Source organism: Sphingomonas desiccabilis (assembly GCF_004135605.1).
Taxonomy (GTDB): Bacteria; Pseudomonadota; Alphaproteobacteria; order Sphingomonadales; family Sphingomonadaceae; genus Sphingomonas; species Sphingomonas desiccabilis.
Genome location: NZ_SDPT01000001.1, coordinates 1,501,405 through 1,525,489, shown reverse-complemented (window position 1 = coordinate 1,525,489; position 24,085 = coordinate 1,501,405). Strand labels below are relative to the sequence as shown.

Here is a 24,085-nt window from a genome sequence, read left to right as displayed (position 1 = left end):
AAGGACTCACCATGCGGCGTTCGCTTCTGTTATCCTCTCTGCTCGCCGGCTCTGCGCTGCTCGGTGCGTGCGCCACCACCGGCGCCGCCGACCCCGCTGCCGTCGCCGAGCAGACCCAGGCCGTCGGTCAGGCCGCTACCGGCCCGGTCAACGCCGCGGGCACTGCCAAGCCGCAGATCGGGACCTTCGGCTTCGATGAAGCGGGCATGGACCGTGCGATCGCGCCTGGCGACGACTTCTATGGCTTTGCGAACGGCACCTGGGAGAAGACCACGCCGATCCCGGCCGACAAGTCCAACTTCGGCATGTTCACGGTGCTGGAGGATCTGTCCCGCAGCCGCACCCGCGAGATACTGGACGGCGTGCGCGCCGACGCAAACTCCAAGATCGGCGTCGCCTATGCGACCTATCTCGACCAGGCTTCGATCGATGCCAAGGGTCTCGCCCCGATCCAGCCCTGGCTCGGCAAGATCAAGGCGCTGTCCGGCAAGGCCGGCTATGCCGCGCTTGCGGCGGAGGCTTCGGTCAACGGCATCGAGGGTCCGTTCGGCGGCTATGTCGGCCCGGACGACAAGCACCCGGACGTTTATGCGCTGAACCTCAGCCAGTCGGGCTTGGGCCTTCCGGACCGCGACTATTACCTCTCCACCGGCGCCAAGATGGTCGAGACGCGCAACGCCTATGTCGCGCACGTCGCCAAGATGTTCACCCTGGCCGGCGAGCCCAATGCGCAAGCGCGCGCGGCCGCGATCCTTGCCTACGAGACCAGCATCGCGAAGGCGCACTGGACCCGGGTCGAAAGCCGCAACGCCGACAAGACCTACAACAAGCTGACGCTGGCGCAGCTTCAGAAGCAGGCGCCCGGATTCGACTTCCCGACCTATTTCAAGGGCATGGGCGCGACTGTTGACACGGTGATCGTGGCGCAGCCGAGCGCGGTGGCAGGCATCGCCAAGGCGATTGCGGCAGCTCCGGTGTCAGTCCTCAAGGACCAGATGCTGGTCCGCTCGCTCGACCAGTATGCTGGCGTCCTGCCGAAGGCCTTCGACCAGGAGAGCTTCGCCTTTTACGGCACGACGCTCTCGGGGACCCCGGAGCAGCAGCAGCGCTGGGAACGCGCGGTCGACTTCACCAGCGACGCCCTCGGGGACGAGGTCAGCCAGGTCTACGTCGCCAAGTATTTCCCGCCCGAGACCAAGGCCGCGGCCGATGCGCTGGTGCGCAACGTCACTGAGGCGATGGGCCGCCGGATCGACCAGCTCGAATGGATGGCGCCCGAGACGAAGCAGAAGGCGCGCGCCAAGCTCGCGGCCTTCACGCCCAAGATCGGCTATCCGGACAAGTGGAAGGATTATTCCAACCTCCAGATCCGCGCCGGCGATGCGCTGGGCAATGCGGTCCGTGCCGCCAACTGGGCACATGCCGACAACTTCTCCAAGCTGGGTCGCCCGATCCAGAAGTGGGAGTGGTACATGACCCCGATGACGGTGAACGCCTATGCGAACCCCGTCATGAACGAGATCGTGTTCCCGGCCGCGATCCTGCAGCCGCCGTTCTTCGATCCCAACGCCGATCCGGCGGTGAACTATGGCGGCATCGGCGCCGTCATCGGTCACGAAATCAGCCACCACTTCGACGACCAGGGCCGCAAGTACGACGCGAACGGCAGCCTCACCGACTGGTGGACGCCGGAAGACGTGAAGCGGTTCGACGAGCGCACCGCCGCGCTGGTCCGTCAGTATGACGCCTATGAGCCGCTGCCCGGCCTGCACGTAAAGGGCGCGCTGACGCTGGGCGAGAACATCGCCGACCTCGCCGGCCTCACCGTCGCCTGGGACGCCTATCAGCATGCGCTCGGCGGCAAGCCTGCCGGCGTGGTGGACGGCTATACCGGCGAGCAGCGCTTCTACCTTGGCTGGGCGCAGGTGTGGCGGCGCAGCTACCGCGAGGCGAACCTTCGCCAGCGGCTGCTGACCGATCCGCACTCGCCCTCGCAGCAGCGCGCCTGGGTGGTGCGCAACCTCGACCCCTGGTACGAAGGCTTCAAGCCGGCGCCCGGCAGCAAGCTGTACCTGGCACCGGACGCGCGCGTCCGCATCTGGTGATCCCGCCCCGGCGCGCGCCACGCCACCCGTGGCGCGCGCCGGCCTGCGGCCGGCCCGCTTGACGGTGCCCGGCAGGGCGCCCAACACGCGGCGATGGCACGCGTCTCCACCGCCACCGACGGCCCGGCCAAGGTCGACCGTCTCCCGTTCCTCGTCGCGCTCGGCATCGGCCTCGTCGCGGCGCTTCTCGTCCTCAAGATGGTCGGGGAGCCCGTGCTTGCGGCCGGCTTCCTGGCGGCGGCGCTGATCGCTCCTGCGGCGCTATTCGCCTGGTACCGGTTTTCCAGCGTACCGCCGGTCGAGGCACCGCCTGCGGACTGGGCGCTCGCCCACGCCCTTGCCGAAGCGAGCGAGGAAGCGCTCGCCGTCACCGATCGCGCAGGACAGTTGGTTTGCGCGAACGGGCGCTTCGCCGAGCGGTTCGGCGGCTATCCGACCCCGCCGGGGCTGCCGCTCGAGGAGGAAGGCGCGGCGCAGCTTGCGGCCGCGGGCCGCGTCGCCTGGCGCGACGGCCGCGCCTCCGCCTGGATCCGGGCCGACGGCACCGTGCTGGAAGCAGCGATCGAGCGCGTAGGCGACGGGACGCTGGTGTGGCGCTTCTTCGGCGGCGGCCGCGCCACGGCCTCGGTGGAGGCGGAGCAATGGCTGTCTGGCCCGCCTGGTGATCGCCTGGGCGGCGCGGGCATCATGGCCGCGCTGCTCGGCTCCGATGGCCGTATCCGCGCGGCCAACCGCGTGCTGCGTGCCCGAGCCCTGGGCCATGAGGAGGGCTCAATCGTCGGCCGCGACTTCGCGCGCTTCCTCACCACCGACGGCGAGGGCCGCATCCGTTTCGAGCGCGAGGGTGTGGCCGGTAATCCGTTGCGGCTGCTCCAGGTGCCGTTTCTGCCCGATGAAGGGGCGCCGATACTCGTCGTGCTGCTCGACGAGGACGCGGCCGAGGCGGCCGCGCCGATCTCCGGCGGGGCCGCGGGGCACGTCCGCGCGCTGGTCTCGCTGCTCCCGGTCGGCATGGCGCTGGTCGACCGCGACGGTCGCTTCCTGCACATGAACCACGCCTTCGCACGCGCGACCGGCGTCAACACCAACGCGCCGCCGCTCTATCCGGGCGATCTCGTGGTGCGGGAGGACAAGGGGGCGCTTGCAGACGCGATCCGTCGTTTCGCGGGCGGGGCGCAGCACGCCTCGGACATGGCGGTGCGGCTGATCCACCATCCGGACGAGCCGATCGCGCTCACCATCGGCGGTGGGCGTGGCCTGGGCGACGCCGCGGTGCTGCTGACCCTCAAGGACACCGGCGAAGAATCGCGCCTGAAACGCCAGGTCGCGCAGGCGACCAAGATGCAGGCCGTGGGCCAGCTGGCCGGCGGCGTCGCTCACGATTTCAACAACATACTGACCGCTATTATCGGTCATTGTGATCTGATGCTGATGCGCCATACGCCCGGCGACAGCGACTATGACGACATCCAGCAGATCCGCGCCAACTCCAACCGCGCGGCGAGCCTCACCCGCCAGCTGCTCGCCTTTTCGCGCCAGCAGACGCTTCGGCCGCAGGTACTGCAGCTGCCCGACGTGATTTCCGAAGTCTCGAACCTGTTGAAGCGCCTGCTCGGGGAGGCGGTCGAACTGGTGGTGCGGCACGGCCGCAACCTCGGGCCCGTCCGCGCCGATCCGGGCCAGCTCGAGCAGGTGGTGGTGAACCTGGCGGTCAACGCGCGCGACGCCATGGTCGCCAAGAACCCCAACGGCCGCGGCCGCCTCGTGATCGAGACGCTGTCGATCGGCGCGGCCGAGGTGCGGGCGATGGAGAACGAGGTGCTTCCGGTCGGCGACTATACCGCGGTGCGCATCACCGATACCGGAACCGGCATCTCGCCGGAGGTGCTGCCCAAGATCTTCGAGCCGTTCTTCACCACCAAGGAAGTGGGCAAGGGCACGGGCCTCGGCCTCTCGACGGTCTACGGCATCATCAAGCAATCGGGCGGATACATCTTTGCCGAGTCGGAGGTGGGGCAGGGGACCTCCTTCACCATCTATCTTCCGGTTCATGCGGCGCCGGCGATCGCCGCTCCGCCCGCGCCCGTGCAGCCACGGCGCGAGCGGCCCAGCGACATCTGGGGCACCGGCACGATCCTGCTGGTGGAGGACGAGGACATGGTCCGCTCGGTCGCCGAGCGCGCGCTGACGCGCCAGGGCTACAAGGTGATGACGGCCGAGAACGGCGAGGCCGCGCTCGAGCTCCTTGCCGACCGCCCGCAGATCGACCTGCTCGTGTCCGACGTGGTGATGCCGGCGATGGACGGGCCGACCATGGCCCGGCACGTGCGGCGCATCTATCCCGACCTGCCGATCCTCTTCATGTCGGGCTATGCCGAGGAGCAGCTTCGCCGCTCGATCGATCTCGGCAACGTCGCCTTTCTGCCGAAACCCTTCTCCGTTCAGCAGCTTGGCGAGGCTGCCCGTGACGTTCTGGCAACGAAATGAGGCTTGGCGTTCGCGCTGCCATCTGCTTAGACGCACGGGCATGACAGCTCCCCAGCGTATCCTCATCGTGGAGGACGAGCCCCTGATCGCGATGATGCTCGAGGATTTCCTCGACATCCTCGGCAAGTCCGTCGCCGGCACCGCCGATTGCGTCAGCGATGCGCTGTCCCGGATCGAGGAGGGCGGCATCGATGCCGCGATCCTCGACGTCAATCTGCGTGGCGGTGAGAAGAGCTGGCCGATCGGGGACGCGCTTGCGGCTGCCGGCATTCCCTTCGTGCTCGCCACCGGCGGCTCGGGCGACGCGGTGGAGCCCGCGCATCGCAGCCGCCCGGTGTTGGCCAAGCCGTTCACGATGGACGGCGTGGAAACGGCGCTCGCCGAGCTCGGCTGAGCCCCCCCTCTTTTCGGATCATCCCTGGAGGAGATCGCCCCTGCGGGCGTGATCTCGCGCGCCTTCGCGGGCCTCAGTTCGCCTCTTGTTCTTGCAGAACAAATGGAATACATCGCCAACAACGCGTTGAACGGCTCGCGCGGTTGCTCTAGCGATGGAGGCCACGAATGGCGGCAAACCTCAAGGTGATCGACAGCAAGATGGCAGCGACCAACGACAAGGCTGCGGGCGAGCGGCAGAAGGCGCTCGACGCGGCGCTCGCGCAGATCGACCGGGCGTTCGGCAAGGGTTCGGCGATGAAGCTGGGCCAGAAGGAAGCGATGCAGGTCGAAGCGATCTCGACCGGTTCGCTCGGCCTGGACATCGCGCTCGGCGTCGGCGGCCTGCCGCGCGGCCGCGTGATCGAAGTTTATGGCCCGGAAAGCTCGGGCAAGACCACGCTCGCGCTCCACGTCATCGCAGAGGCACAGAAGAACGGCGGCACCGCCGCCTTCGTCGACGCCGAACATGCGCTCGATCCCGTCTATGCCAAGAAGCTGGGCGTCAACATCGACGAACTGATCGTCTCGCAGCCCGACACCGGCGAGCAGGCGCTGGAAATCACCGACACGCTGGTGCGCTCCAACGCCATCGACGTGCTGGTGGTGGACTCGGTGGCAGCACTGGTACCGCGGGCGGAGATCGAGGGCGAGATGGGCGACAGCCACGTCGGCCTCCAGGCCCGCCTGATGTCGCAATCCTTGCGCAAGCTCACCGGCTCGATCAGCCGCTCGCGCTGCATGGTGATCTTCATCAACCAGCTGCGCATGAAGATCGGTGTGATGTACGGCAATCCGGAGACGACGACGGGCGGCAACGCGCTCAAGTTCTACGCCTCCGTCCGCCTCGACATCCGCCGCACCGGCCAGATCAAGGATCGCGAGGACATCATCGGCAACTCGACGCGGGTGAAGGTCGTCAAGAACAAGGTCGCTCCGCCGTTCAAGCAGGTCGAGTTCGACATCATGTACGGCGAGGGCATCTCCAAGATCGGCGAGATCCTCGACCTCGGCGTAAAGGCCGGACTGGTGGAGAAGGCAGGCGCCTGGTTCAGCTACGACTCGGTCCGAATCGGCCAGGGACGCGAGAACGCCAAGACCTTCCTCAAGGAGAATGACGAACTCCGCGAGCGGCTGGAACGCGCGATCCGTGCGCGTACGGAAAAGGTCGCCGAGGAAATGATGACCGGCTCCGATGCGGAGGACGGCGACGACGATCTCTGATCGCCCGCTGTTGCGCTAAAAAAAGGCGCGCTGGCTACCGCCGGCGGGCCTTTTTCATGGCGACACCCGCGGCAGGCAGGACCTTCTGCCGGATGCTGGAGGCGCTTTCCTGACAGCGTGCCGTCAACGCAGCCTGCGGGATAGGTTGGTTGCGGAGGGTCAGCGTAGCCCTCCACCTCATGCTCCCGATGGTGGGCGCCACTCAGCGATGCATGCAGCGAACCAAGGCCGCGGCGACCGATGCTCTGTCCGTCAGAGGCCAGATCTCCGCGCAAGCAGGCGGCTCGGCTGAGCAGGGGCGCTCCCCCCGTCAGTCGCTCATCTTCACAGGCTGGATCAGCCCGGAAGCGTCATAGCGGATCTGCTGGATCGCCACCCGCCGTTCCCCGTCATAAGGACCGTCACCGGTCTGCCCTTCCCACCGGTGGTAGACGATCAGCCACGCACCGGTTTTCGGATCGCGGACGAAACTGTGATGCCCCGGCCCCTTGTACTTGGCATCGGCCTGCAGGATGGCGCCTCGATACTGCCAGGGCCCGGTCGGCGAGGAGGCGGTCGCATAATGGACGGAATAGTCCGAGCGGTTCCAGCGCCCATGGCTGTACGAAAGATAGTAGATGCCGTTGCGCTCATGGACGAACGCGCCCTCGGTGAAGTGCGGCGGTTGCTCGACCGGAACCTCGCGTGCGATCGTCACCATGTTCGGGGCGAGCTCGAACACCCGCAGCTTCGCGCCGGCGCTGCCCCCCGCATAGAGCAGTCGGCGTCCGGATCTGGGATCGATGAACACGGTGGGGTCGATCGCCTCGAAGCCGTCGCCGCCCGTCAGCAGCGGCTTGCCGCTGTCCGTACACGGGCCGGCAGGGCTGGAGCAGATGGCCACGCCCAGCCGGCTCGGCGTCGGATTCTGCGGGCCGATCGAATAGTAGAAATAGTAGCGGCCCCGGTCGAGGACCATGTCCGGCGCCCAGAGATAGTGCACCGGCGCCCCGTCCGCCTTGGTCCAGCGAATGTCCTTCAGCCGCAGCAGCGCGTGCTTCGTCCAATGTCGCCGGTCGGCCGTGGACCAGGCCTGAAGGCCATCCCCGCCGGTCGGATAGATCCACATCTTGCCCTCCGCCACCATCGCGGAAGGGTCGGCACCGGCGAAGACCGAGGGCACCTCCTGGGCCACCCCGGCCGCGGCGGAGAGGAGCAGGGGGGCCGCCGCGCCTGCAAGCGTGCTACGGCGGCGGTAAGAGAGAAAATTGTACGTCATCCCGCCAATGTGCCGGTGCAGCCGCTCGCAGCGCAAGGGTGTTCGAGACGACTTCTTGGTTGGACCTTCCGCGGAAATGCGAAGCCGTCTGCGCCAGTGTGAGGCTGCGGACTGTGTCCATCGCTTCGACGTACCAGCCCGCAGCGTCGACTATCCTCGGCGCGTTGCCGCTGCTCGGTCAGGAAATCGACTGCTGGAGTCAGGAGGGCGCCGATCTAACCCGCCAGTGCGTCCCGATCGGCGGCCAGGTGGGCGAGGAACTGGTCGGTGCACGCCGACCATCCGTAGCGCTGGCCTTCCGCTGCGCAGGCGTCGCGGTCTGCCGTAAGCGCGACGCGGATCGCGCTTGCCAGGTCCTGGTCCACAGCGCCGATTCGTCGACTGCGAAGGCCTTTTCCTTCGGGGCCCAGGATGTCGATCGGGCCTTCGACCGGAAAGGCTGCGACCGGCGTACCGCAGGCCAGCGCCTCGATCATCACGAGGCCGAAGGTGTCGGTACGGCTGGGGAAGACCAGCACATCGGCTGCGCGATAGGCGTCCGCAAGCGCCGACCCGTGCAGCGTGCCCAGGAATCGCGCCTTCGGATAGCGCGTCGCCAGCATCTGCCGTGCCGGCCCATCGCCGACCACCAGCTTGGTCCCGGGCACGTCCAGCGCGAGGAACGCCTCCAGATTCTTCTCCACCGCCACGCGACCGACATGGAGCAGCAGGGGGCCCGACGAATTTGGTGCGCTCGACCGCGCAGCGCGGGGATGGAAGATCGACGGATCCACCCCGCGTGACCACAAGCGCGTTTGAAGGATTCCCTGCGCCGCAAGCCGCGCGGATACGGAGGCAGTTGCGGCCAGCACGGCGCTGGAGGGCTGGTGGAACCGCCGGAATGCGGGCCAGAAGCAACGCGCCGGCAGATGCGTCCGCAGCGCCAGATAGTCGGGGAAGTTGGTGTGGAACGAGGTGGTGAAGCGCTGGCCGCGATCGAGGCACCAGCGCCGCGCCGCCCAGCCGAGCGGCCCCTCGGTGGCGATATGCACCGCCTGCGGACGGAACCGCTCCAGCCGGTGCGCCACTGCCCAGGATTGGCCGAACGCCAAGCGGATCTCGCGATAGCCCGGGCATGCCCAGGTGACGAACCCGTCCGGGGTCACGGTCTCCACCGCATGCCCCCGTCGGCGCAACTCGTTGATTGTGGCGGCGAGCGTGCGGACGACGCCGTTCACCTGCGGCGCCCAGGCGTCGCTGACGATCGCGATCCTCATGCCGGGATCGCCCTATCAGCGCGCCCTGCCGCAGCGATGGCGGTTTCGGCATGCCAGTCGATCAAAGCCATGCGGCCGTCGGCGTGCTCCACGAGGGCGGTGCAGCTCTCCACCCAATCGCCGTCGTTGTAATAGGTCACGTCGCCGATCCGGCGGATCTCGGCGGTATGGATGTGGCCGCAGACGACCCCGTCGACGCCGCGTTCGGCGGCGGCATGGGCGACCGTCTCCTCGAAGCGGGAGATGAAGCTGACCGCGTTCTTGACCCGGTTCTTGGCGTAGGCGGAGAGCGACCAATAGGGCAGGCCCATGCGCCGCCGGCCCGCGTTCCACAGCCGGTTCGCCTTCAGCAGCAGCGTGTAGGCATGGTCGCCCAGGAAGGCGAGCCAGCGCGCGTAGAGCACCACGCCGTCGAACTGGTCGCCGTGCAGCACCAGCAGGCGGCGACCATCCGCGGTGGTGTGGATGTCCTCGTCCAGCAGCTCGACGCCGCCGAACTCCAGCCCGACATAGTCGCGAAAGGCTTCGTCGTGGTTGCCGGGCAGGTAGACGACGCGCGTGCCGCGCCGCGCGAACTTCAGGATGGTGCGAACCACGTCGTTGTGGCTGGCCGGCCAGTACCAGCCTTTGCGGATCTGCCAGCCGTCGATGATGTCGCCGACCAAGTAGAGCGTCTCGCATTCGACGCAGCGCAGGAACTCCACCAGCGCGCGGGCGCTGCTGCCGGGCGTGCCCAGGTGGACGTCGGACACGAACACCGTCCGATACGCCCGCCGCGGCGCGCCGGGCGTGTAGGATTCCGGTTCGGCGATCCAGTCGGGAAGGGTCTTGAAGGCGGGGGCGAGTGCGGTGCGCGGCATGTGCGAACTCCCATCGTCGAGCCGACGGGAGCTTTAGGAACGACAGGCTACGGGAGCGTTGCAATCGGGTGACGCCGCCGTCATCGCGCGGTCACCCCCGTGTCACGGGAGGCGATCAGCGCACGTGCCGCCGCGACTGGATGCGAAAGCCGAGGTGCAGCACCGAAGCGACTGCGCCGAGGGTGCAGGCACCCAGCCAGACGACCAGGCCATAGCTCCAGCCGAACGCCTGCATCGCCAGTGCGGTGCCGAGCGCGATCCCCGTCCACCCGGCGATCCGCAGCCGCCGACTCGCCTGCCGCGGCAGCATGCGATGCAGCAGGGGCCCCTGATGCCGTGGCAGGCCGTGCATCAGGGCGCTGAAGCTCAGCGCCGCTACCAGGAAGAGCAGCAGGTGGATCATGCGAGTGCGAGCTCCTTTGCACGCGGCGTGCGAAGGCCGCTTGCCTTGACTGCGCTGCGGTGAACCTTGCGCGCGCTCCAGCCGAGCGCCGCCGCGATGGCCAGCATCACCAGGTCGAAGCTCGGGAACAGCCAGTCGCCAGCGGCGATGCTCGCGATCGGATTGCGCGACGTGGTGACGGCGTTGACCACCGGGATGGCGGCGTAGAGCATCGCGCCGACCGTCAGCACCTCTACCCAGGCGCGGCGGGCCGGACGGGCGATCGCCCACACGAGCGAGGCGCCCCAGACGATGAACATGCAGTGGATTTCCCAATCCGCGCGGCCATCCATCTGCACCGGCAGCAGGCGGTTCGCGAGGAAATAGGAGGCCATGCCTGCCATCAGCCCGCCGATCGCCGCGATGTTGAGGCGTTCCACCAGGCGAAAGCCGAAGTGCGGCCGGGCCGGGTCGGGCAGCTTTGCCCGCCGCTTCACCGTCCACAGCACCAGGCCGCTGCCGACCATGATCGTGCCGCCCACGCCGGAGAGGAAGTAGAACCAGCGAAGGCCGATGTCGGCGAACCGCCCGGCATGAAGGCCGACCATCACGCTCTCGGTCGCGGCCGCGCCGCCCTGCGCCGGGCTCGCCGACGTGAGCGTGCCGGTGGCGCCCGAAAAGGTGACGGAGGGCCCGCGGGTGCCGATGCCGCTCCCCATCGCGCGGACGAGCGTCACGGTCGCGGTGCTGTCCCCCGGGTTGGCGACGGTGACCACGCCCACGTCGGCACCATTCCAGCGCCGCTGCGCCTCTGCCATCATCGGCGCGATCGGCGCCATGGGGGCGGCGACGCCGGATCGTTCGACCGGCGGCGCCTCACCCCGCAGCTGCTGGTAGTAGCCGGTCGGCTCCGCATAGTTCGCGGCGATGCCCCAGGGCATGTACAGCGCCGCCAGCGTCACCAGCCCGGTGTAGGTGATCATCAGGTGGAACGGCAGCGCCGTCACCGCGGTCACGTTGTGCGCATCGAGCCAGCTGCGCTGCCCCTTGCCGAACCGCAGCAGGAAGAAATCGACGAAAATCTTCTTGTGGGTGATGATGCCCGAAAGAATGGCGACCAGCATGAACATCGCGGCGATGCCCACGAGATAGCGAGCCCACAACACCGGCATGTAGTGAAGGTCGAAGTGGAACCGGTAGAGGAAGAACCCGCCCCGCGTCTCGCGCGCCGCGACCTTGTTTCCCTCTCCGTCGAGCACCGCCTGCGTGTCTCCGCGGCCGCGTCCGCGGCGCTTGGCGGGGGCGCCCGCCTTTTCGCCCGGCACCCAGAACACCATGGTCTCCGCACCGCGCGCGCTCGGCAGCGTGATGTACCAGCTGCGCGCATCCCCGGCATGTTCGCCCAGCCAGCGCACCGCGCCCTCGGCGGACTGGACGGTGGAGGGATGGCCGCTCACCTCCGGCCGCATCCAGCGCGTGATCTCGTCCTGGAAATACGCCGCCGTCCCCGTGGCGAACACGGCGAACAGCAGCCATCCGAACAGAAGCCCGGTCCAGGTGTGCAGCCACGCCATGCACTGGCGGAACCCGTCCTTCACAGCCGGCCTCCCGACGCGAGCGAGAGCCAGAGTCCGCCTCCCAGCAGGACGGCGGCGGCGATCAGCCCCACCCAAAGCTTCCATGGTGACCGTACGGCAAAGGCGGTGAGCGCGATCACCGGGAAGATCACGAACGCCAGCAGCGTGGAGGCCATCGTCGCCTGCGCCGGCGCGATCGGCCAGGTGCGGGCGAGCAGCCCCGTGGCCAGCGAGGTCACGACATAATTGCTCAACGTCGCCGCCACGATGCGGGCGCTGAGCGCCAGCGAGGTGCGGCGACCGCTGTTGTGCCGGGCAGCAGCCGCGCTCACCGGCCGCGGCCCTCGCAAAGCACGCTAGGGAATGCTGCCGCGAACGGGACAGGGCGCCCAGCCCAAAGGCAGCCGAAGGACACGATCACGGTTATTCCCCACTCCGCTATTGCGTGTGGTTCTCAATAAAGCGCCTGTCACAACTGTAAAGGCTTCGTGCGAGCCATTCGCAAGAATCCTTCGATCGCGAGTGCCACCAGCATGGTGATCCCCGTCAACGGAAACAGGACGCCGGCGACCGTCATCATCGCGAGGAGCGCCCGGGCAGCGCGGCGGTCAGGGTGGCGGGGCGGGGCGGCAACCGTTCCCGGGGCTCGCCGCTTCCACCACATGACGGCGCCGGTGATCGATAGCAGCACCACGGCGATGCATCCGAACAGCATCAGCAGCCGGTTCGGCTCGCCATATTCCTCTCCCTTGTGCGTGGCGATGCCCCATTCGACGATCTTTGCGCCTGCGCCGAAGCCGGGGAAGCGCGCGTCCTGCAGCACGCGGCCGCTGCCTGCATCCAGGTAAAGCGCGCGCCCGTCCTCTGCCCGGCGGATCGTCCTGGAGAAGAGATAGGGGGCGCCCGGCCCCGCAGGCAGGCTCAGCACCCAGGGCGCCGTCATGCCATGGCGGGCCGCTAGCGCCGCCGCCCGGTCGATGCCGATGTCGCCATGCGTGCCATGCGGCATCGGCGCGTCCTGCAGCGACCACGGCAGGGCCTCGGCCACATCATGGCCGGCATGGGCGCCGTGGCCCGGCATCGCGCTTGCCTGAGGCGGATCGGGACGGCCGAGCCCCTGGCTGGCGATCGTGCCGCGCAGCGCATTGCCCCAAGTGCCGGTCCACGGCATGCCGGTCACGGCCAGGAACAGCACTACCGCGCCGGCGACGATCCCGATCGCGGCGTGGAGATCGCGCCAGAACAGGCGTCCTGCCGGTGTCCCGCGCACGCGCAAGGCGGGGCTGGCGCCGCGGGGCCACCACAGGTACACGCCCGTCACCACCAGCAGGATCGCCCAGCCACCCACCGCTTCGATCAGCGCGTTGCCGACGGGGCCGGTGAGGATCAGGCTGTGAAGATCGCGCACCGTCTGCAACGCGCCGCCCTTGCGCGTCAGCCCCAGCACGGTTCCGCGATAGGGATCCACCCACGCGGTCCGCTGCGTCCCCTCGGGCGTGGTGACCAGCATCCGCCAGCTTTCGTCCGCATGGGCGGGCCGATCCACCTCGACGATCACGCTCCCGGTTTCGCGGCGTACCCGCTCCACGATGGCACCGAGCGGGAGCGGTGCGGCCATGGGCTGCACCGTCACCAGATCGGGGTAGATCAGCCGCTCCAGCTCGGGCTTGTAGAGGTACAAGGCCCCGGTGATCGCGAGCCAGCTGAGGAAGGGCAGCACCAGCAGCCCGGCATAGAAATGCCAGCGCCACACTGCGCGATAGAGGCCGCCGGTCGCGGCTGCGGACATCGCCACGCGTGCCTCCCTCAGAACCGCAGCCGCACCGCGCCGTACAGCGCGCGCGGGTCCGCCGGGGCGTGGAGCAGCTGGGTGCCGTCCCACCACACATATTCGTATCGCTCGTTGCCCAGGTTCTTCACCTGCGCCGAAAGCTCCACCTGCGGCGTCACTTCGAACGCAACCTCGCCCGTCAGGACCACATAGGCGCCGAAGCGGCCGCGATCGTTGCTGGCGGTAAGCTCGTACGAAGACTGGCCATTGCCCCACAGCGAAAGGCGCCAGCGTGCCGCCGGAACCAGGTCCAGTCCGCCGGAAAAGAGGTTTTGCGGAACGTGGTCGATCCAGTTCCCGGCCTGGGCAGGGGTTGCCGGATCGGGCGTCCGGATGCGGGCGTGCTGGTAGGAATAGGCACCCCACAGGCTCACCCCGGCCAGCGGGGTCAGGTTCAGCTGCACGTCGATTCCCTGGCGGCGGGTTTCGCCCAGATTGTCGAAGTCGCCGTTGGGATCGTTCAGCCGGCGCTTGATCTCGCCGGTCGCGGTCTGCCGCCACAGTGCGATGCGCCCTTCCAGCCAGTCGCCGTGGGTATATTTCACTCCCGCCTCCCAGCCGGTGTTGATCGAAGGGGCCAGATCGGTCGTCCGCGGCGGCACCTTGTACGCGCCCGAACCCGCGCCCATCTGGAAGGTGCGGCCATAGTTGGCATAGGCGGTCAGTCCCGCCAGCGGCGTCACGGCCAGGCTGAGCTTGGGCTGACTGATCGTGCCATAGTCGTTGACCGCGTAGCGCGTGCCAGCAAGGCCGTCCTCAAGCTCGCCCGACACCCGATCCACCCGCCAGCCGGGGGTGATCTTCAGCCACTCGGTCGGCTCGATCACCGCCTGGACATAGCCGCCGTAGACGGTGAGGTCGAAAGCCTGGTCGCGGGTCTGCCGCGTCGCGACGCGCCGCTCGGTCAGCCAGCGACGGCTTTCGTTGTCCTGCACCTGTACGTCCGCCCCCGCTTCGATCCCGAGCCGGTGCAGGAACGCCACCTCGGGACGATAGTGCAGCGTGAGCAGCCCGCCATATTGCGTCTCCTCCGTCAGCCGCCGCTGCTGCGGCACGCTGGCGGAGAAACGCACATAGCGGTCGTCGAACTGGGTGGTGACATAGGCCTTGGCGGTTAGGCTCAGCTCGGACGCGACGTCGGCGTCGAGGTGCAGGCTGTACTCCCCCAGCCGCCGCTTGCCGCCGTCCGTCTCCGAAATCGCGTAGGAGGTGGAGCGGTCTTCCGCATTGTCCCGGCTTGTCAAATAGCCGGGTTCCTGCGCCTTGGCGGTCGAATAGCGTGCTATCGCGCCGATCCGCGCGTTGCCCAGGTCATAGAACCACTTGCCTGCGAGGTTAGCGCGGCGCAGGTCGGCATGCTCGCGAAAGCCGTCTGTGTCGCGGTATCCGACGAAATAGTTCTGGCTGAAGCCGCCGCGCTCGAGGCCGGCGGAGACCTGCCCCTCATAGGTTCCGAACGCTCCCGCCAGCGCCCGCGCGTCCAGGTAGGTGCCGCCGATCCGCGTCAGGATGTTGGCGTTGCCGGCGATGTTGTGGAGCCCATAGCGTGGATCCGCGGTGCCGCGGACCAGTTCCACCGCCGCGATGTCGAGCGGCATCACCATGTCGATGAACACCATCCCGCCGTCGTTGGCGTTGCTCGGGACGCCGTCGATCAGCAGCTTGACCGCGTTGATCTCCCCCTCGCCATTGAAGCCGCGGATCGAGAAACGGCCGGAGGTATTGCCCTGGCTGAAGTCGGTAAGCGTCACGCCGGGCAGGCGCGCGAACAGCTCCCATGTATTGTCCACGCTCTGGCGCTGGGCGAGGTCGCCGCCCAGCACGTCGACGGAGGTGAGCACATCGTCCCCGGATCGGGGCACGCGCGTGCCGGTGACGACGACCGAACCCACGGTCAGGCTGGTGTCGGTGGCGGGGGTGACGGAGCGCTCCCGCCCGACGTCACGGTCGCTCGGTTGCGCCGCCGCGGGACAGGCCGCAACGACGAACGCCGCGCATGCGGCGGTTCGAAACAAGGTCATGCAGAAAATCCTGATCCGGCGCCCGCTTTGGGGCGCCCTTGAAGTGATGAGCGGATCAGGCGGTTGCGGGCGGCCCTCGAAGCGGCGGACGCAGGAACGGGCTCGCCGCAACCGGCGCCCGCACGGGCAGCCGGAACCCGGCCGCCAGGATGAAGAACAGCGCGATCGCCAGCAGCAGCGGATCGGTCGCGGCGAGGGCTGCCGTAGCGAGCCCCGCGAACGCGCAAGGGGGCTGCTCCTTGGCCTCGTGCTGCTGGCCTTGGTGTTCCCCGCCGCCCTTGGTCGCGTGGCTCTCATGGGCACCGTGGCCGGCGCCATGCGTGGCTGCCGCAGGGAGGATGGGGCCATAGCCCGAGCACATGGCAAAGGTCGGGATGCCTGCGGGTGACGCCACCAGCATGTAGCCGGTCGGGATCAGCATCCGCATCAACAGCGCCGCCGCGATCAGCCAGGCGGCCGATCGGCGATGGGCCAGGAAATGGCGGCGGAGCGCGGTCACGGACCCGCTGTACTGGCAGGGCGCAGGCAAGTCACGCGCGGCGCTCTGGACCGGGATCGACGTCGCGGCATTGACCTGTCCCAAGCGTTGCGCGACGAGCGCCTGCAAATTCGTGCCACAGAAGGATCATGCGTGCTCGGTAACGACACAGCCGGCGGGGAAGTTCATTCGCCCGGAGCGCGGGCCGGTGACCGCGGCTGGGTGGCGGACGCCATCGCGCGCCTCATGGCGGAGCAGCGGCGTTCCGCCGACACGCACCTGATCGAGGTGCCGCTCTCGGCCGCGGCGGGCGGCGTGCGCCTGTACCTGAAAGACGAATCGAGCCATCCGACCGGCAGCCTCAAGCACCGCCTCGCCCGCTCGCTGTTCCTGCACGCCTTGTGCAACGGCTGGATCGAAGCCGCCACCACCGTGGTGGAGGCATCCTCCGGCTCGACGGCGGTGTCGGAGGCCTATTTCGCCCGACTGCTCGGGCTGCCGTTCGTGGCCGTGCTGCCGCGGTCGACCTCGCCCGAGAAGATCGCCGCGATCGAGCATCTCGGCGGCCGCTGCCACAAAGTTGCCGACCCGCGCACCGTCTATGCCGAGGCAGAGCGGATCGCGGCCGGAACCGGTGGCCACTACCTCGACCAGTTCACCTATGCCGAGCGTGCGACCGACTGGCGCGGGAACAACAACATCGCGGAGTCGATCTTCGCGCAGATGGCGCTGGAGGCGCATCCGATCCCGACCTGGATCGTGTGCGGAGCCGGCACCGGCGGCACCTCCGCCACCATCGGCCGCTACCTGCGCTACCGCGGCCACGCCACCCGGCTGTGCGTCGCCGATCCGGAGGGATCCGTCTTCCACCGCTACTTTGCCGATCGCAGCGTCACCGCCTGGGACGGGCCGATGACGCTGGTCGAGGGGATCGGCCGCCCGCGTGTAGAGCCGTCTTTCGTGCCGAACGTCATCGACCGGATGATCGCCGTGCCCGACGCCGCGAGCTTCGGCGCCGCCCGGCAGCTCTCGGCCGTGCTCGGCCGCCGCTGCGGTCCATCCACCGGCACCAATCTCGTCGCCTGCCTGACGCTGATCGAGGAAATGGCCGCGCGGCGTGAGCAGGGTTCCATCGTCACGCTGCTGTGCGATCCCGGCGAGCGCTACGCCTCCACCTGCTTCTCGGACGCCTGGATGGCGAGTCGCGGCCTCGTCTGTCCCGAGCAGGCGGCACGGATCGAGCGCATGGTCGGGCAGGGGGAACGACAGGCCGGCGCCTGAGGTCACAGAGCGAAGCGAAATCAACGCTTTAGGTCCGGCTCTTCCACGCTCCTGCGAAGGCAGGAGCCGCGGCACGGAACGCCGGTTCGTTGTTCTGCTTGGCCCCGGATTCTTGCCTGCACGGTTCACCGGATGCCGCCGCCGGCTTCCAGCTTTCGCTGAAGGCGGCGGCCCCTTCACCCGGTCGGCGAACTCACTTCCCCAGCGTTCGCTGGATCGCCTCCAGCGCCACCGGTCGCATTGCCGCATAGCCGGCCGGCGTCGGGTGCACCCCGTCGTTCGCGAATCCCGGCTTCATAGCGCCCTCGGCGGTTGCGAGTACCGGGTGATAATCGACGTAGGTGAAGCCTTCCGCTGCCGCATAGCGCTTTAGCCAGGCATTCATTTCCGCGATCTGCGGTGCCGGACGCTTGTCGGGGCTCCATGGAAAGGCGGCAGCCGGCGGGATCGAGGCCAGGATCACCTTGATCCCATTGGCCCGCGCCAGTTCGGCCATGCTCTGGATGTTGCCCTGGACCATCGCCATGGTCGCAGCCCCGGTGTTGCCGGCGATGTCGTTGGTGCCCGCCATGATGTGCACGGCCTTGGGCTTAAGCGCGATCACATCCTCGCGAAAGCGTAGCAGCATCTGCGGCGTGGTCTGCCCCCCGATGCCGCGATCGATGCGCCCCTCCTTGAAGAAGTCGGGATCGCCCTTGATCCAGCCGTCGGTAATGCTGTCGCCCATGAAGACGACGCTGACCGGCTGCCCCCGAACCGCAGCATTGTCGCGGTGGTAGCGGCACAGCTGCGCCCAGTCCCGTGTCACCTGGTGCAGCTTGCGCATGTCGCGCCCCGCAGGATCGGTCTCTTCGGCACGGCTGGGGCAGGGGTCCGCGACGATGCCCACCGGATCGCTCGCATGGGGGTCGCCCGGGAGTTTTACCTGGGCAGAGGCAGGTGCCGCCAGGAGGAGCGGCACCAGGAACAGACGGACAGCAGATAGCATCACGGGTCTCCGCAAAGATCAGTTCGGGCAGACGGCGCCGGCGGGATCGGTCACCAGCCGTAGGTCGGCGACCGCAAAGCGCAGCGGCGCGCTGCCGGTGACGGAGAATACTTCGCCCACCTTGGCCACGTCGGCTCCCTTGTCGCGGAAGCATTTGAGCGGCACCCGCACCGTCCGCCACTCGGCGCCTGCCGCGCTGAACAGGCTCCGTGCGTCGATGCGGCCGGCGCCGAAGCCCAGCGTCACCGGCCCCGTCGCCGGGGCGCCGACGCGGTAGGTCACCTGCAGCAGCAGGTCGGCGTTGGTCTCCCGCGTCAGGTCGAGTTCCGGCCCGGTGATCCGCACGGTTCCTGCGTTGGCCCAGCTGAACTGGCGCGCGCCTTCCTGGGTCTGCGGGCCGTCGACGGCTGCGACGGTGACGCCTGCGTCGGCTGCCAGCTTGAACGGCGCCGGCACCTGGCCGCGCGCGAAATACAGGCTGGTGTTGCCCAGGCTCGCGTCCACGCCCGCGACCTCGGCCAGCCGGGGTACCGTTCCGCCGCGCGCGTAGGAGAGGCCGTAGCCGAACGGGAACAGCGGGTCATAGCCGGGGGCACCCTTGTTGAGGGTGAACTGCCCTGCGGTCTTCGGCCAGCTGAAGGCGAGCTTGCCCGCAAAATCGCGGCGCGGCCGCCCGTTGCGGTCGCCGATCAGCACGTCGGCCACGCCCGCGCCCTCGGAACCCGGGAACCAGGCGGCGACGAACGCATCCGACTGGTTGATCTCCGGATTGACCCACATCGGCCGGCCGGAGAGGAACACCGACACGGTGGGCACGCCGGCGCCTTTGAGCTTCTTCAGCAGGTCCAGCGCCTGCTTGTCGCCCGGCTGGAACTCCAGCGTGCGAACGTCGCCCCGCATCTCTGCGTACGGCATTTCGCCAAACACCACGATCGCGACGTCCGGCTTCTTCGTGAAGCTGCCGTCCGCGCTCAGCGTCGCGACGCCGCCGCCCGCCTTCACCGCCTGGGCGATGCCGGCATAGATCGACTGGCCGTTCGGAAAGTCGGCGTTGGTGTTGCCGTCGCCCTGCCAGCTCAGCGTCCAACCGCCGGACTGGCGGCCGATGTCGTCGGCGGCGTCGCCTGCGACCAGGATGTTCGCGCTCGCCTTGATCGGCAGCACGCCGGTGTTCTTCAGCAGCACCAGGCTCTTGGCCACGGCTTCGCGTGCAACCGCGCGGTGCTCGGCCGATCCGAACACGTCCGCCCGTTTTTCATAGGGACGTGCAGGGTCGAACAGACCCAGCTTCGCCTTCACGCGCAGGATGCGGCGGACCGCGTCGTCGATGCGCGCCATCGGGATGCGACCGTCCTTCGCCGCCGCGACGGTGGTCTCAAACAAGCCCTTCCAGCTGTCCGGCGCCATCGCCATGTCGAGCCCGGCGTTGAAGGTCGCGGGACAGTCGGCGTTGGTGCAGCCCGGGATCTGGCCGTGGCCGTTCCAGTCACCGACCACGAAGCCGTCGAAGCCCATCCGACCCTTCAGTACCTCCGTCAGCAGCGACTTGTTGCCGTGCATCTTGGCGCCGTTCCAGCTGCTGAACGAGGCCATCACCGTCATCGTGCCGGCGTTCACCGCGGCCGGATAGCCGGCGTTGTGGATCCGGATCAGCGTCTCCTCGTCGACCTGCGTGTCGCCTTGGTCGATGCCGTTGGCCGTGCCGCCGTCCCCCAGGAAGTGCTTCACGCTCGCCGAAACATGGCCCTGCTGGATCGGCCCCTTGCCACCGCCCATGGCCTTGCTGCGCCCTTGCAGTCCCTCCACCATCGCGCCGGCATAGGAGCGAACCAGCGCGGGATCCTCCGAATAGCCTTCGAACGCACGGCCCCAGCGATCGTCCTGCGGCACCGCCAGCGTCGGTCCGAACGCCCAGTCGAATCCGGACGCCGCCGTCTCGGCCGCCGTCGCCGCACCGATCCTCCGGATCAGCTCGGGATCGCGCATCGCGCCCAGCGCGCTGTTGTGGGGGAAGATGGTCGCACCCACGACGTTGTTGTTGCCGTGCACCGCATCGATGCCGAACATCAGCGGGATCGGCACGTGGCCGGGGCGCTTCTCCAGCGCGACCTTGTTGAACGCCTGGCTGGTCGCGACCCAGGGCGCTGCCGGGGAGCGATCCGGGGCGCCCAGCGGCGGTGAACTGCCGCCGGCCAGGATGCTTCCCAGCGGGTATCGGCGCAGGTCCTCTGGCGTGATCGCGCTGGTGTCGGCCTGGATCATCTGGCCGACCTTCTCCTCCAGCGACATTGCCGCCATCAGGCGGGTGACGAACGCTTCGGTGGCGGGATCGACGAGGTCGGGACTCTTGGCGGCGGGCCAGCGATCGGGATGCGCAATGCTCGCCTCCGGCCCGGGAGCAGGCTGGGTCGCCTGCTGTGCCGCCACTGGAGTCGCGAAGATCGCCACACCGGCGAGCAGTCCACGCAGCGTCGAGACCCTGTTCATCTACCTCTCCCTCCCTGTTGTCGTGATCGGCTGATCGGCGCAGCGAGTCCCGTTATTTGGACTTCGCGTGCGCCATTTGAAATTATTTCGCTCGCGGCCCTTTGCGGGCTTGGCGGCGGCTGCCGCAAATGCTTCATCAGCCGCAATATGCGAGAGAGCAACAGGAAACCCAGGGCGCGGAGCGCTCGCCAGAGCGGCGCGCCGACGATCTCGGACGTCGCGGCGCGTGCCGGGGTTTCCACCATGACGGTTTCGCGCGTCATCAACGGCGAAGGAAGTGTCCGGGACGCCACTCGGGAAACGGTGCTTCAGGTGATCTCGGACCTCAACTACGCGCCCAACCGGGCGGCGCGTAGCCTGGCGGGGGCCGCGCAGCTTCGGATGGCGCTGCTCTACAGCAACCCCAGCTCGGCCTATCTCAGCGAGTTCCTGGTCGGGAGCCTCGACCAGGCCGGGCGCAGCGACATCCAGCTGGTGGTCGAGAAATGCGAAGGCGACGGCGACGAGCGCCGGGTCGTTCAGCGGCTCGTCGCCGGAATCGACGGCATCATTCTGCCTCCTCCGCTGTGCGATTCGCGCGCGGTGCTGGACTATCTGGCGGAAGAGGGCGTTCCGACCGTGGTGGTGGCGACCGGGAAACCGCCGGGGGACGCCACGGCGGTCTCGATCGACGACCGCGCCGCCGCCCAGGCGATGACGCGGCACCTGCTGTCGCTCGGCCATGCCCGCATAGGCTTCATCATCGGCAATCCGAATCAGACCGCCAGCGCGCTGCGGCTGGAGGGGTATCGCGCCGCCCTGGCCGAAGCGGGCATCCCGCACGATCCGGCGCTCGAGGTGGCGGCGCTCTTCACCTACCGGTCTGGCCTCGACGCGGCCGAGACCCTGCTCGACCTGCCGATGAAGCCGACGGCGATCTTCGCGAGCAACGACGACATGGCCGCAGCCACGGTTGCGGTGGCGCACCGCCGCGGGCTGGACGTGCCGGGCGACCTGACGGTCTGCGGGTTCGACGACAGCGCGCTTGCGACCACCATCTGGCCGGAACTCACCACGATCCATCAGCCGATCGCCGACATGTCGCGTGCCGCAGTGGACCTGCTTGCCGAACGGATCCGGGCTCGCCGCGCCGGAAACGAGGAGCCGGCTCGCCGGCTCGTCCTCGACTACACTCTGATCCGGCGCCAGTCCGACGCCTCGCCGCGGAAGCGTCCCCGCGTGGTGGTTGGCGCCGAGCGATAAAAAAAGGGGCCCGGGCGCTTCGCATCCAGGCCCCTCCCGTACCATCCGCTCGATCGCGCTTCAGCGCCAGCCGGCGTCGATGAAATAGTCGTGGCCCGTGCACATCCGGGCATCGTCGGACGCCAGGAACAGCACCAGGGCTGCGACGTCCGTCGGCTGGATGCGGCCGTTCAGGCACTGGCCGGCGATGATCTCTGCCTCGCCCTCGGGCGTGTACCAGCGCTCCTGCCGGGGCGTCTGGACGTTGCCGGGGACGATGGTGTTCACGCGGATGTTCTCGCGACCCAGGTCGCGGGCCAGGCTGCGCGTCAGCCCCTCGATCGCCGCCTTGGAGGTCTGGTAGAGTACCAGTTCGGGCAGCGCGAGGTGCCAGCTGATCGAACCGAAGTTCAGGATCACGCCGCCGCCGTTCTGCTTCATCGCCGGAGCCACCGCCTGCGCGGCGAAGAACTGGTGGCGCAGGTTCACCGCCAGCCGCTCGTCCCAATATTCCGGGGTGACCTGTTCCACCGTATGACGATCGTCATTGCCGGCATTGTTGATCAGGATGTCGACGCCGCCGAGTTCCGCTTCCATCTCCGCAAAGCAGGCGCGCAGCGCCGCGATGTCGGTCAGGTCGCAGCCGAAGAAGCGCGGGGCATGCGCCGCGTCCTGGGAAAGGCGCGCGACCAGCTGCTGGCTCGCTTCCTGGGCGATGTCGACGAAGGCGACGCGCGCACCCTGGGCCACGAAGGCCTCGGTCAGCCCTTCGCCGATCCCCGAGCCGCCTCCGGTGACGATCACCCGCTTGTCCTTCAGGCTCGGGTAGATCGCCCGCCGTTCGGCCGTACTCGTTTGCTGCAACACGCGAATCCTTTTCGACTGATGTTCTGCCGGCGCTCAGCGGGCGAGCAGGCCGCGCTGCGCCAAATTCTGCATCAGGGCACCGATGCCCTGGCTCCAGGGCGCTGCCGCCTTGGAGGTGGTGACCGTGTTCACCAGCGTGCCCAGCCGGGCGCTCGCGATCGTCACCCGATCGCCCACCTTGTGCGTGAAGCCACGGCCCGGCGCGTCGCGGTCCTGGGTCGGCGCGAACAGCGTGCCCAGGAACAGGACCAGCCCGTCCGGATACTGGTGCTCGCTCATCGCCTGGGCGAGCAGTGTCTCGGGGTCGCGGCTGATCTCGCGCATCGTGCTGTAGCCGTCGAGCGTGTAGCCGTCGGCGCCCTCGATTCGCAGCGTCACTTCGGCCGCACGCACGTCGTCGATGCCGAAGCCGTCGTCGAACAGCCGGACGAACGGCCCGAGCGAGCAGGACGCGTTGTTGTCCTTGGCCTTGCCGAGCAGCAGCGCCGAGCGACCCTCGAAATCGCGCAGGTTGACGTCGTTGCCCAGCGTCGCGCCGACCGCACGGCCGTTCGCGTCGGCCAGCAGCACGACCTCGGGCTCGGGATTGTTCCAGGTCGAATCGGATCGGACACCGACCTCGGCGCCCCAGCCCACGGTGGATAGCACCGGTGCCTTGGTGAAGATCTCGGCGTCCGGCCCGATCGCGACCTCCAGATACTGAGACCAGAGGCCGTCGGCGATCAACGCCTCCTTGAGCGCCGCAGCCTCGTCAGACCCCGGCACCACCGAGCGGATGTTGCCCCCCAGTGCACTTTCCAGGCGCGTGCGAACTTCGGCGGCGCGCGCATGGTCGCCCCGCGCGCCTTCCTCGATCACCCGCTCCAGCGCAGAGACGGCGAAGGTCACGCCCGCTGCCTTCACGCACTGCAAGTCGATGGGGCTCAGCAGTCGCACGGCCGCATCGGCAGCGGGGGAAAGGCCGATCGTCTCGAGCTCGCCGATCGCTTCGCCGCCAGCCTGGTCCGTCACGCCCTGTGCGACGAGTGCCGACACGGTCGGTGCTACGCGCGCCATGTCATGGACGATGCCGTCCTTGACCAGGACGGGGGAGGGGCCGTCGCCGCGATCGATGCGGCCGAGCAAGGTGGCACTGCGCCAGTCAGCCGGCAGCGCGCCCAAAATGGATGATTGCGTTTCGGTCATTTCCTCTCCGTCCCTTGTTAGCGGTATCGTCCAACGGCCTGCGCGCCGTCAAGTGACCGTCGGCGATCGGAGACGATCCCCCGGTTCCGGCGCGGCCGCACGCCGGCAGCCGAGGCTCTTGCGGTGCGTGCGCGAACGGCCCAGC

General features: G+C 68.5%; 19 protein-coding genes. 6 read left to right on the top strand and 13 right to left on the bottom strand.

The window, feature by feature from the left end; all coding sequences use genetic code 11:
• The first annotated feature begins 11 nt into the window (after positions 1-11).
• The 4 genes from EO081_RS07160 to recA all read left to right on the top strand — a co-directional run bounded on the left by EO081_RS07160 (position 12) and on the right by recA (position 6,248).
• The gene (locus EO081_RS07160; RefSeq protein ID WP_129341158.1) at positions 12-2,105 is read left to right on the top strand and encodes a M13 family metallopeptidase; all 2,094 of its coding nucleotides are present in this window, start codon (positions 12-14) and stop codon (positions 2,103-2,105) included.
• Positions 2,106-2,198: 93 nt separating this feature from the next.
• Positions 2,199-4,592, top strand: a complete 2,394-nt coding sequence (locus tag EO081_RS07155; protein WP_129341157.1) for a hybrid sensor histidine kinase/response regulator — start codon at positions 2,199-2,201, stop codon at positions 4,590-4,592.
• A 40-nt stretch (positions 4,593-4,632) separates the two neighbouring features.
• A complete protein-coding gene (locus EO081_RS07150) occupies positions 4,633-4,986 on the top strand; it encodes a response regulator (RefSeq protein ID WP_129341156.1) in 354 nt (117 codons plus the stop codon).
• A 167-nt stretch (positions 4,987-5,153) separates the two neighbouring features.
• Positions 5,154-6,248 (top strand): recombinase RecA, encoded by a 1,095-nt coding sequence (gene recA / locus EO081_RS07145; RefSeq protein ID WP_129341155.1) that lies wholly within the window; start codon positions 5,154-5,156, stop codon positions 6,246-6,248.
• Between the two features lie 310 nt (positions 6,249-6,558).
• On the opposite strand, the gene EO081_RS07140 is transcribed toward recA, so the two are convergent.
• From EO081_RS07140 to EO081_RS07100, 9 genes are all read right to left on the bottom strand, one after another.
• Positions 6,559-7,506, bottom strand: coding sequence for a family 43 glycosylhydrolase (locus EO081_RS07140; protein ID WP_129341154.1), 948 nt, complete (start codon positions 7,504-7,506; stop codon positions 6,559-6,561).
• A 215-nt stretch (positions 7,507-7,721) separates the two neighbouring features.
• Positions 7,722-8,762 (bottom strand): glycosyltransferase family 4 protein, encoded by a 1,041-nt coding sequence (locus EO081_RS07135; RefSeq protein WP_129341153.1) that lies wholly within the window; start codon positions 8,760-8,762, stop codon positions 7,722-7,724.
• The gene (locus EO081_RS07130) at positions 8,759-9,622 is read right to left on the bottom strand and encodes a UDP-2,3-diacylglucosamine diphosphatase (RefSeq protein ID WP_129341152.1); all 864 of its coding nucleotides are present in this window, start codon (positions 9,620-9,622) and stop codon (positions 8,759-8,761) included. The genes EO081_RS07135 and EO081_RS07130 overlap by 4 nt, the downstream gene beginning before the upstream one ends.
• 115 nt (positions 9,623-9,737) lie before the next feature.
• A complete protein-coding gene (locus tag EO081_RS07125; protein WP_129341151.1) occupies positions 9,738-10,025 on the bottom strand; it encodes a DUF3325 domain-containing protein in 288 nt (95 codons plus the stop codon).
• Complete coding sequence (locus EO081_RS07120; protein ID WP_129341150.1) at positions 10,022-11,602, bottom strand: PepSY-associated TM helix domain-containing protein; 1,581 nt, start codon at positions 11,600-11,602, stop codon at positions 10,022-10,024. Before EO081_RS07120 ends, EO081_RS07125 begins: the two co-directional genes overlap by 4 nt.
• Positions 11,599-11,913 (bottom strand): DUF3649 domain-containing protein, encoded by a 315-nt coding sequence (locus EO081_RS07115; protein ID WP_129341149.1) that lies wholly within the window; start codon positions 11,911-11,913, stop codon positions 11,599-11,601. Before EO081_RS07115 ends, EO081_RS07120 begins: the two co-directional genes overlap by 4 nt.
• Positions 11,914-12,050: 137 nt before the next feature.
• Positions 12,051-13,370, bottom strand: coding sequence for a PepSY-associated TM helix domain-containing protein (locus tag EO081_RS07110; RefSeq protein WP_129341486.1), 1,320 nt, complete (start codon positions 13,368-13,370; stop codon positions 12,051-12,053).
• A gap of 17 nt (positions 13,371-13,387) precedes the next feature.
• Positions 13,388-15,433 (bottom strand): TonB-dependent receptor, encoded by a 2,046-nt coding sequence (locus tag EO081_RS07105; RefSeq protein ID WP_129341148.1) that lies wholly within the window; start codon positions 15,431-15,433, stop codon positions 13,388-13,390.
• 55 nt (positions 15,434-15,488) lie between these two features.
• Complete coding sequence (locus EO081_RS07100) at positions 15,489-15,932, bottom strand: DUF2946 family protein (protein ID WP_129341147.1); 444 nt, start codon at positions 15,930-15,932, stop codon at positions 15,489-15,491.
• A gap of 132 nt (positions 15,933-16,064) precedes the next feature.
• Here EO081_RS07100 and EO081_RS07095 point away from each other — a divergent pair, with 132 nt between their 5' ends.
• On the top strand, positions 16,065-17,192 hold the full coding sequence (locus EO081_RS07095; protein ID WP_311720570.1) for a PLP-dependent cysteine synthase family protein: 1,128 nt from the start codon (positions 16,065-16,067) through the stop codon (positions 17,190-17,192).
• Positions 17,193-17,385: 193 nt separating this feature from the next.
• Here EO081_RS07095 and EO081_RS07090 read toward each other — a convergent pair whose 3' ends face one another.
• Positions 17,386-18,180: an SGNH/GDSL hydrolase family protein gene (locus EO081_RS07090; RefSeq protein WP_129341146.1), complete on the bottom strand. Its 795-nt coding sequence runs from the start codon at positions 18,178-18,180 to the stop codon at positions 17,386-17,388.
• Between the two features lie 18 nt (positions 18,181-18,198).
• The gene (locus EO081_RS07085) at positions 18,199-20,667 is read right to left on the bottom strand and encodes a glycoside hydrolase family 3 protein (protein WP_129341145.1); all 2,469 of its coding nucleotides are present in this window, start codon (positions 20,665-20,667) and stop codon (positions 18,199-18,201) included.
• A 147-nt stretch (positions 20,668-20,814) separates the two neighbouring features.
• Here EO081_RS07085 and EO081_RS07080 point away from each other — a divergent pair, with 147 nt between their 5' ends.
• Entirely contained in the window at positions 20,815-21,909 is a 1,095-nt protein-coding gene (locus EO081_RS07080) for a LacI family DNA-binding transcriptional regulator (RefSeq protein WP_129341144.1), read from the top strand.
• Positions 21,910-21,969: 60 nt separating this feature from the next.
• Here the strand turns inward: EO081_RS07080 and xylB are convergent, their stop codons facing one another.
• Together xylB and EO081_RS07070 are read right to left on the bottom strand one after the other, a co-directional pair.
• On the bottom strand, positions 21,970-22,755 hold the full coding sequence (xylB, locus tag EO081_RS07075; protein ID WP_183947839.1) for a D-xylose 1-dehydrogenase: 786 nt from the start codon (positions 22,753-22,755) through the stop codon (positions 21,970-21,972).
• A 33-nt stretch (positions 22,756-22,788) separates the two neighbouring features.
• Positions 22,789-23,940, bottom strand: coding sequence for a fumarylacetoacetate hydrolase family protein (locus EO081_RS07070; protein ID WP_129341142.1), 1,152 nt, complete (start codon positions 23,938-23,940; stop codon positions 22,789-22,791).
• Between the last annotated feature and the right edge of the window lie 145 nt (positions 23,941-24,085).

Excerpts from the sequence above, each read along its gene's own strand:
- EO081_RS07160 (WP_129341158.1), top strand. The coding sequence starts at position 12 with ATGCGGCGTTCGCTTCTGTTATCCTCTCTGCTCGCCGGCTCTGCGCTG.
- EO081_RS07155 (WP_129341157.1), top strand. The coding sequence starts at position 2,199 with ATGGCACGCGTCTCCACCGCCACCGACGGCCCGGCCAAGGTCGACCGT.
- EO081_RS07150 (WP_129341156.1), top strand. The coding sequence starts at position 4,633 with ATGACAGCTCCCCAGCGTATCCTCATCGTGGAGGACGAGCCCCTGATC.
- recA (WP_129341155.1), top strand. The coding sequence starts at position 5,154 with ATGGCGGCAAACCTCAAGGTGATCGACAGCAAGATGGCAGCGACCAAC.
- EO081_RS07140 (WP_129341154.1), bottom strand. The coding sequence starts at position 7,506 with ATGACGTACAATTTTCTCTCTTACCGCCGCCGTAGCACGCTTGCAGGC.
- EO081_RS07135 (WP_129341153.1), bottom strand. The coding sequence starts at position 8,762 with ATGAGGATCGCGATCGTCAGCGACGCCTGGGCGCCGCAGGTGAACGGC.
- EO081_RS07130 (WP_129341152.1), bottom strand. The coding sequence starts at position 9,622 with ATGCCGCGCACCGCACTCGCCCCCGCCTTCAAGACCCTTCCCGACTGG.
- EO081_RS07125 (WP_129341151.1), bottom strand. The coding sequence starts at position 10,025 with ATGATCCACCTGCTGCTCTTCCTGGTAGCGGCGCTGAGCTTCAGCGCC.
- EO081_RS07110 (WP_129341486.1), bottom strand. The coding sequence starts at position 13,370 with ATGTCCGCAGCCGCGACCGGCGGCCTCTATCGCGCAGTGTGGCGCTGG.
- EO081_RS07105 (WP_129341148.1), bottom strand. The coding sequence starts at position 15,433 with ATGACCTTGTTTCGAACCGCCGCATGCGCGGCGTTCGTCGTTGCGGCC.
- EO081_RS07090 (WP_129341146.1), bottom strand. The coding sequence starts at position 18,180 with ATGCTATCTGCTGTCCGTCTGTTCCTGGTGCCGCTCCTCCTGGCGGCA.
- EO081_RS07085 (WP_129341145.1), bottom strand. The coding sequence starts at position 20,667 with ATGAACAGGGTCTCGACGCTGCGTGGACTGCTCGCCGGTGTGGCGATC.
- EO081_RS07080 (WP_129341144.1), top strand. The coding sequence starts at position 20,815 with ATGCGAGAGAGCAACAGGAAACCCAGGGCGCGGAGCGCTCGCCAGAGC.
- EO081_RS07070 (WP_129341142.1), bottom strand. The coding sequence starts at position 23,940 with ATGACCGAAACGCAATCATCCATTTTGGGCGCGCTGCCGGCTGACTGG.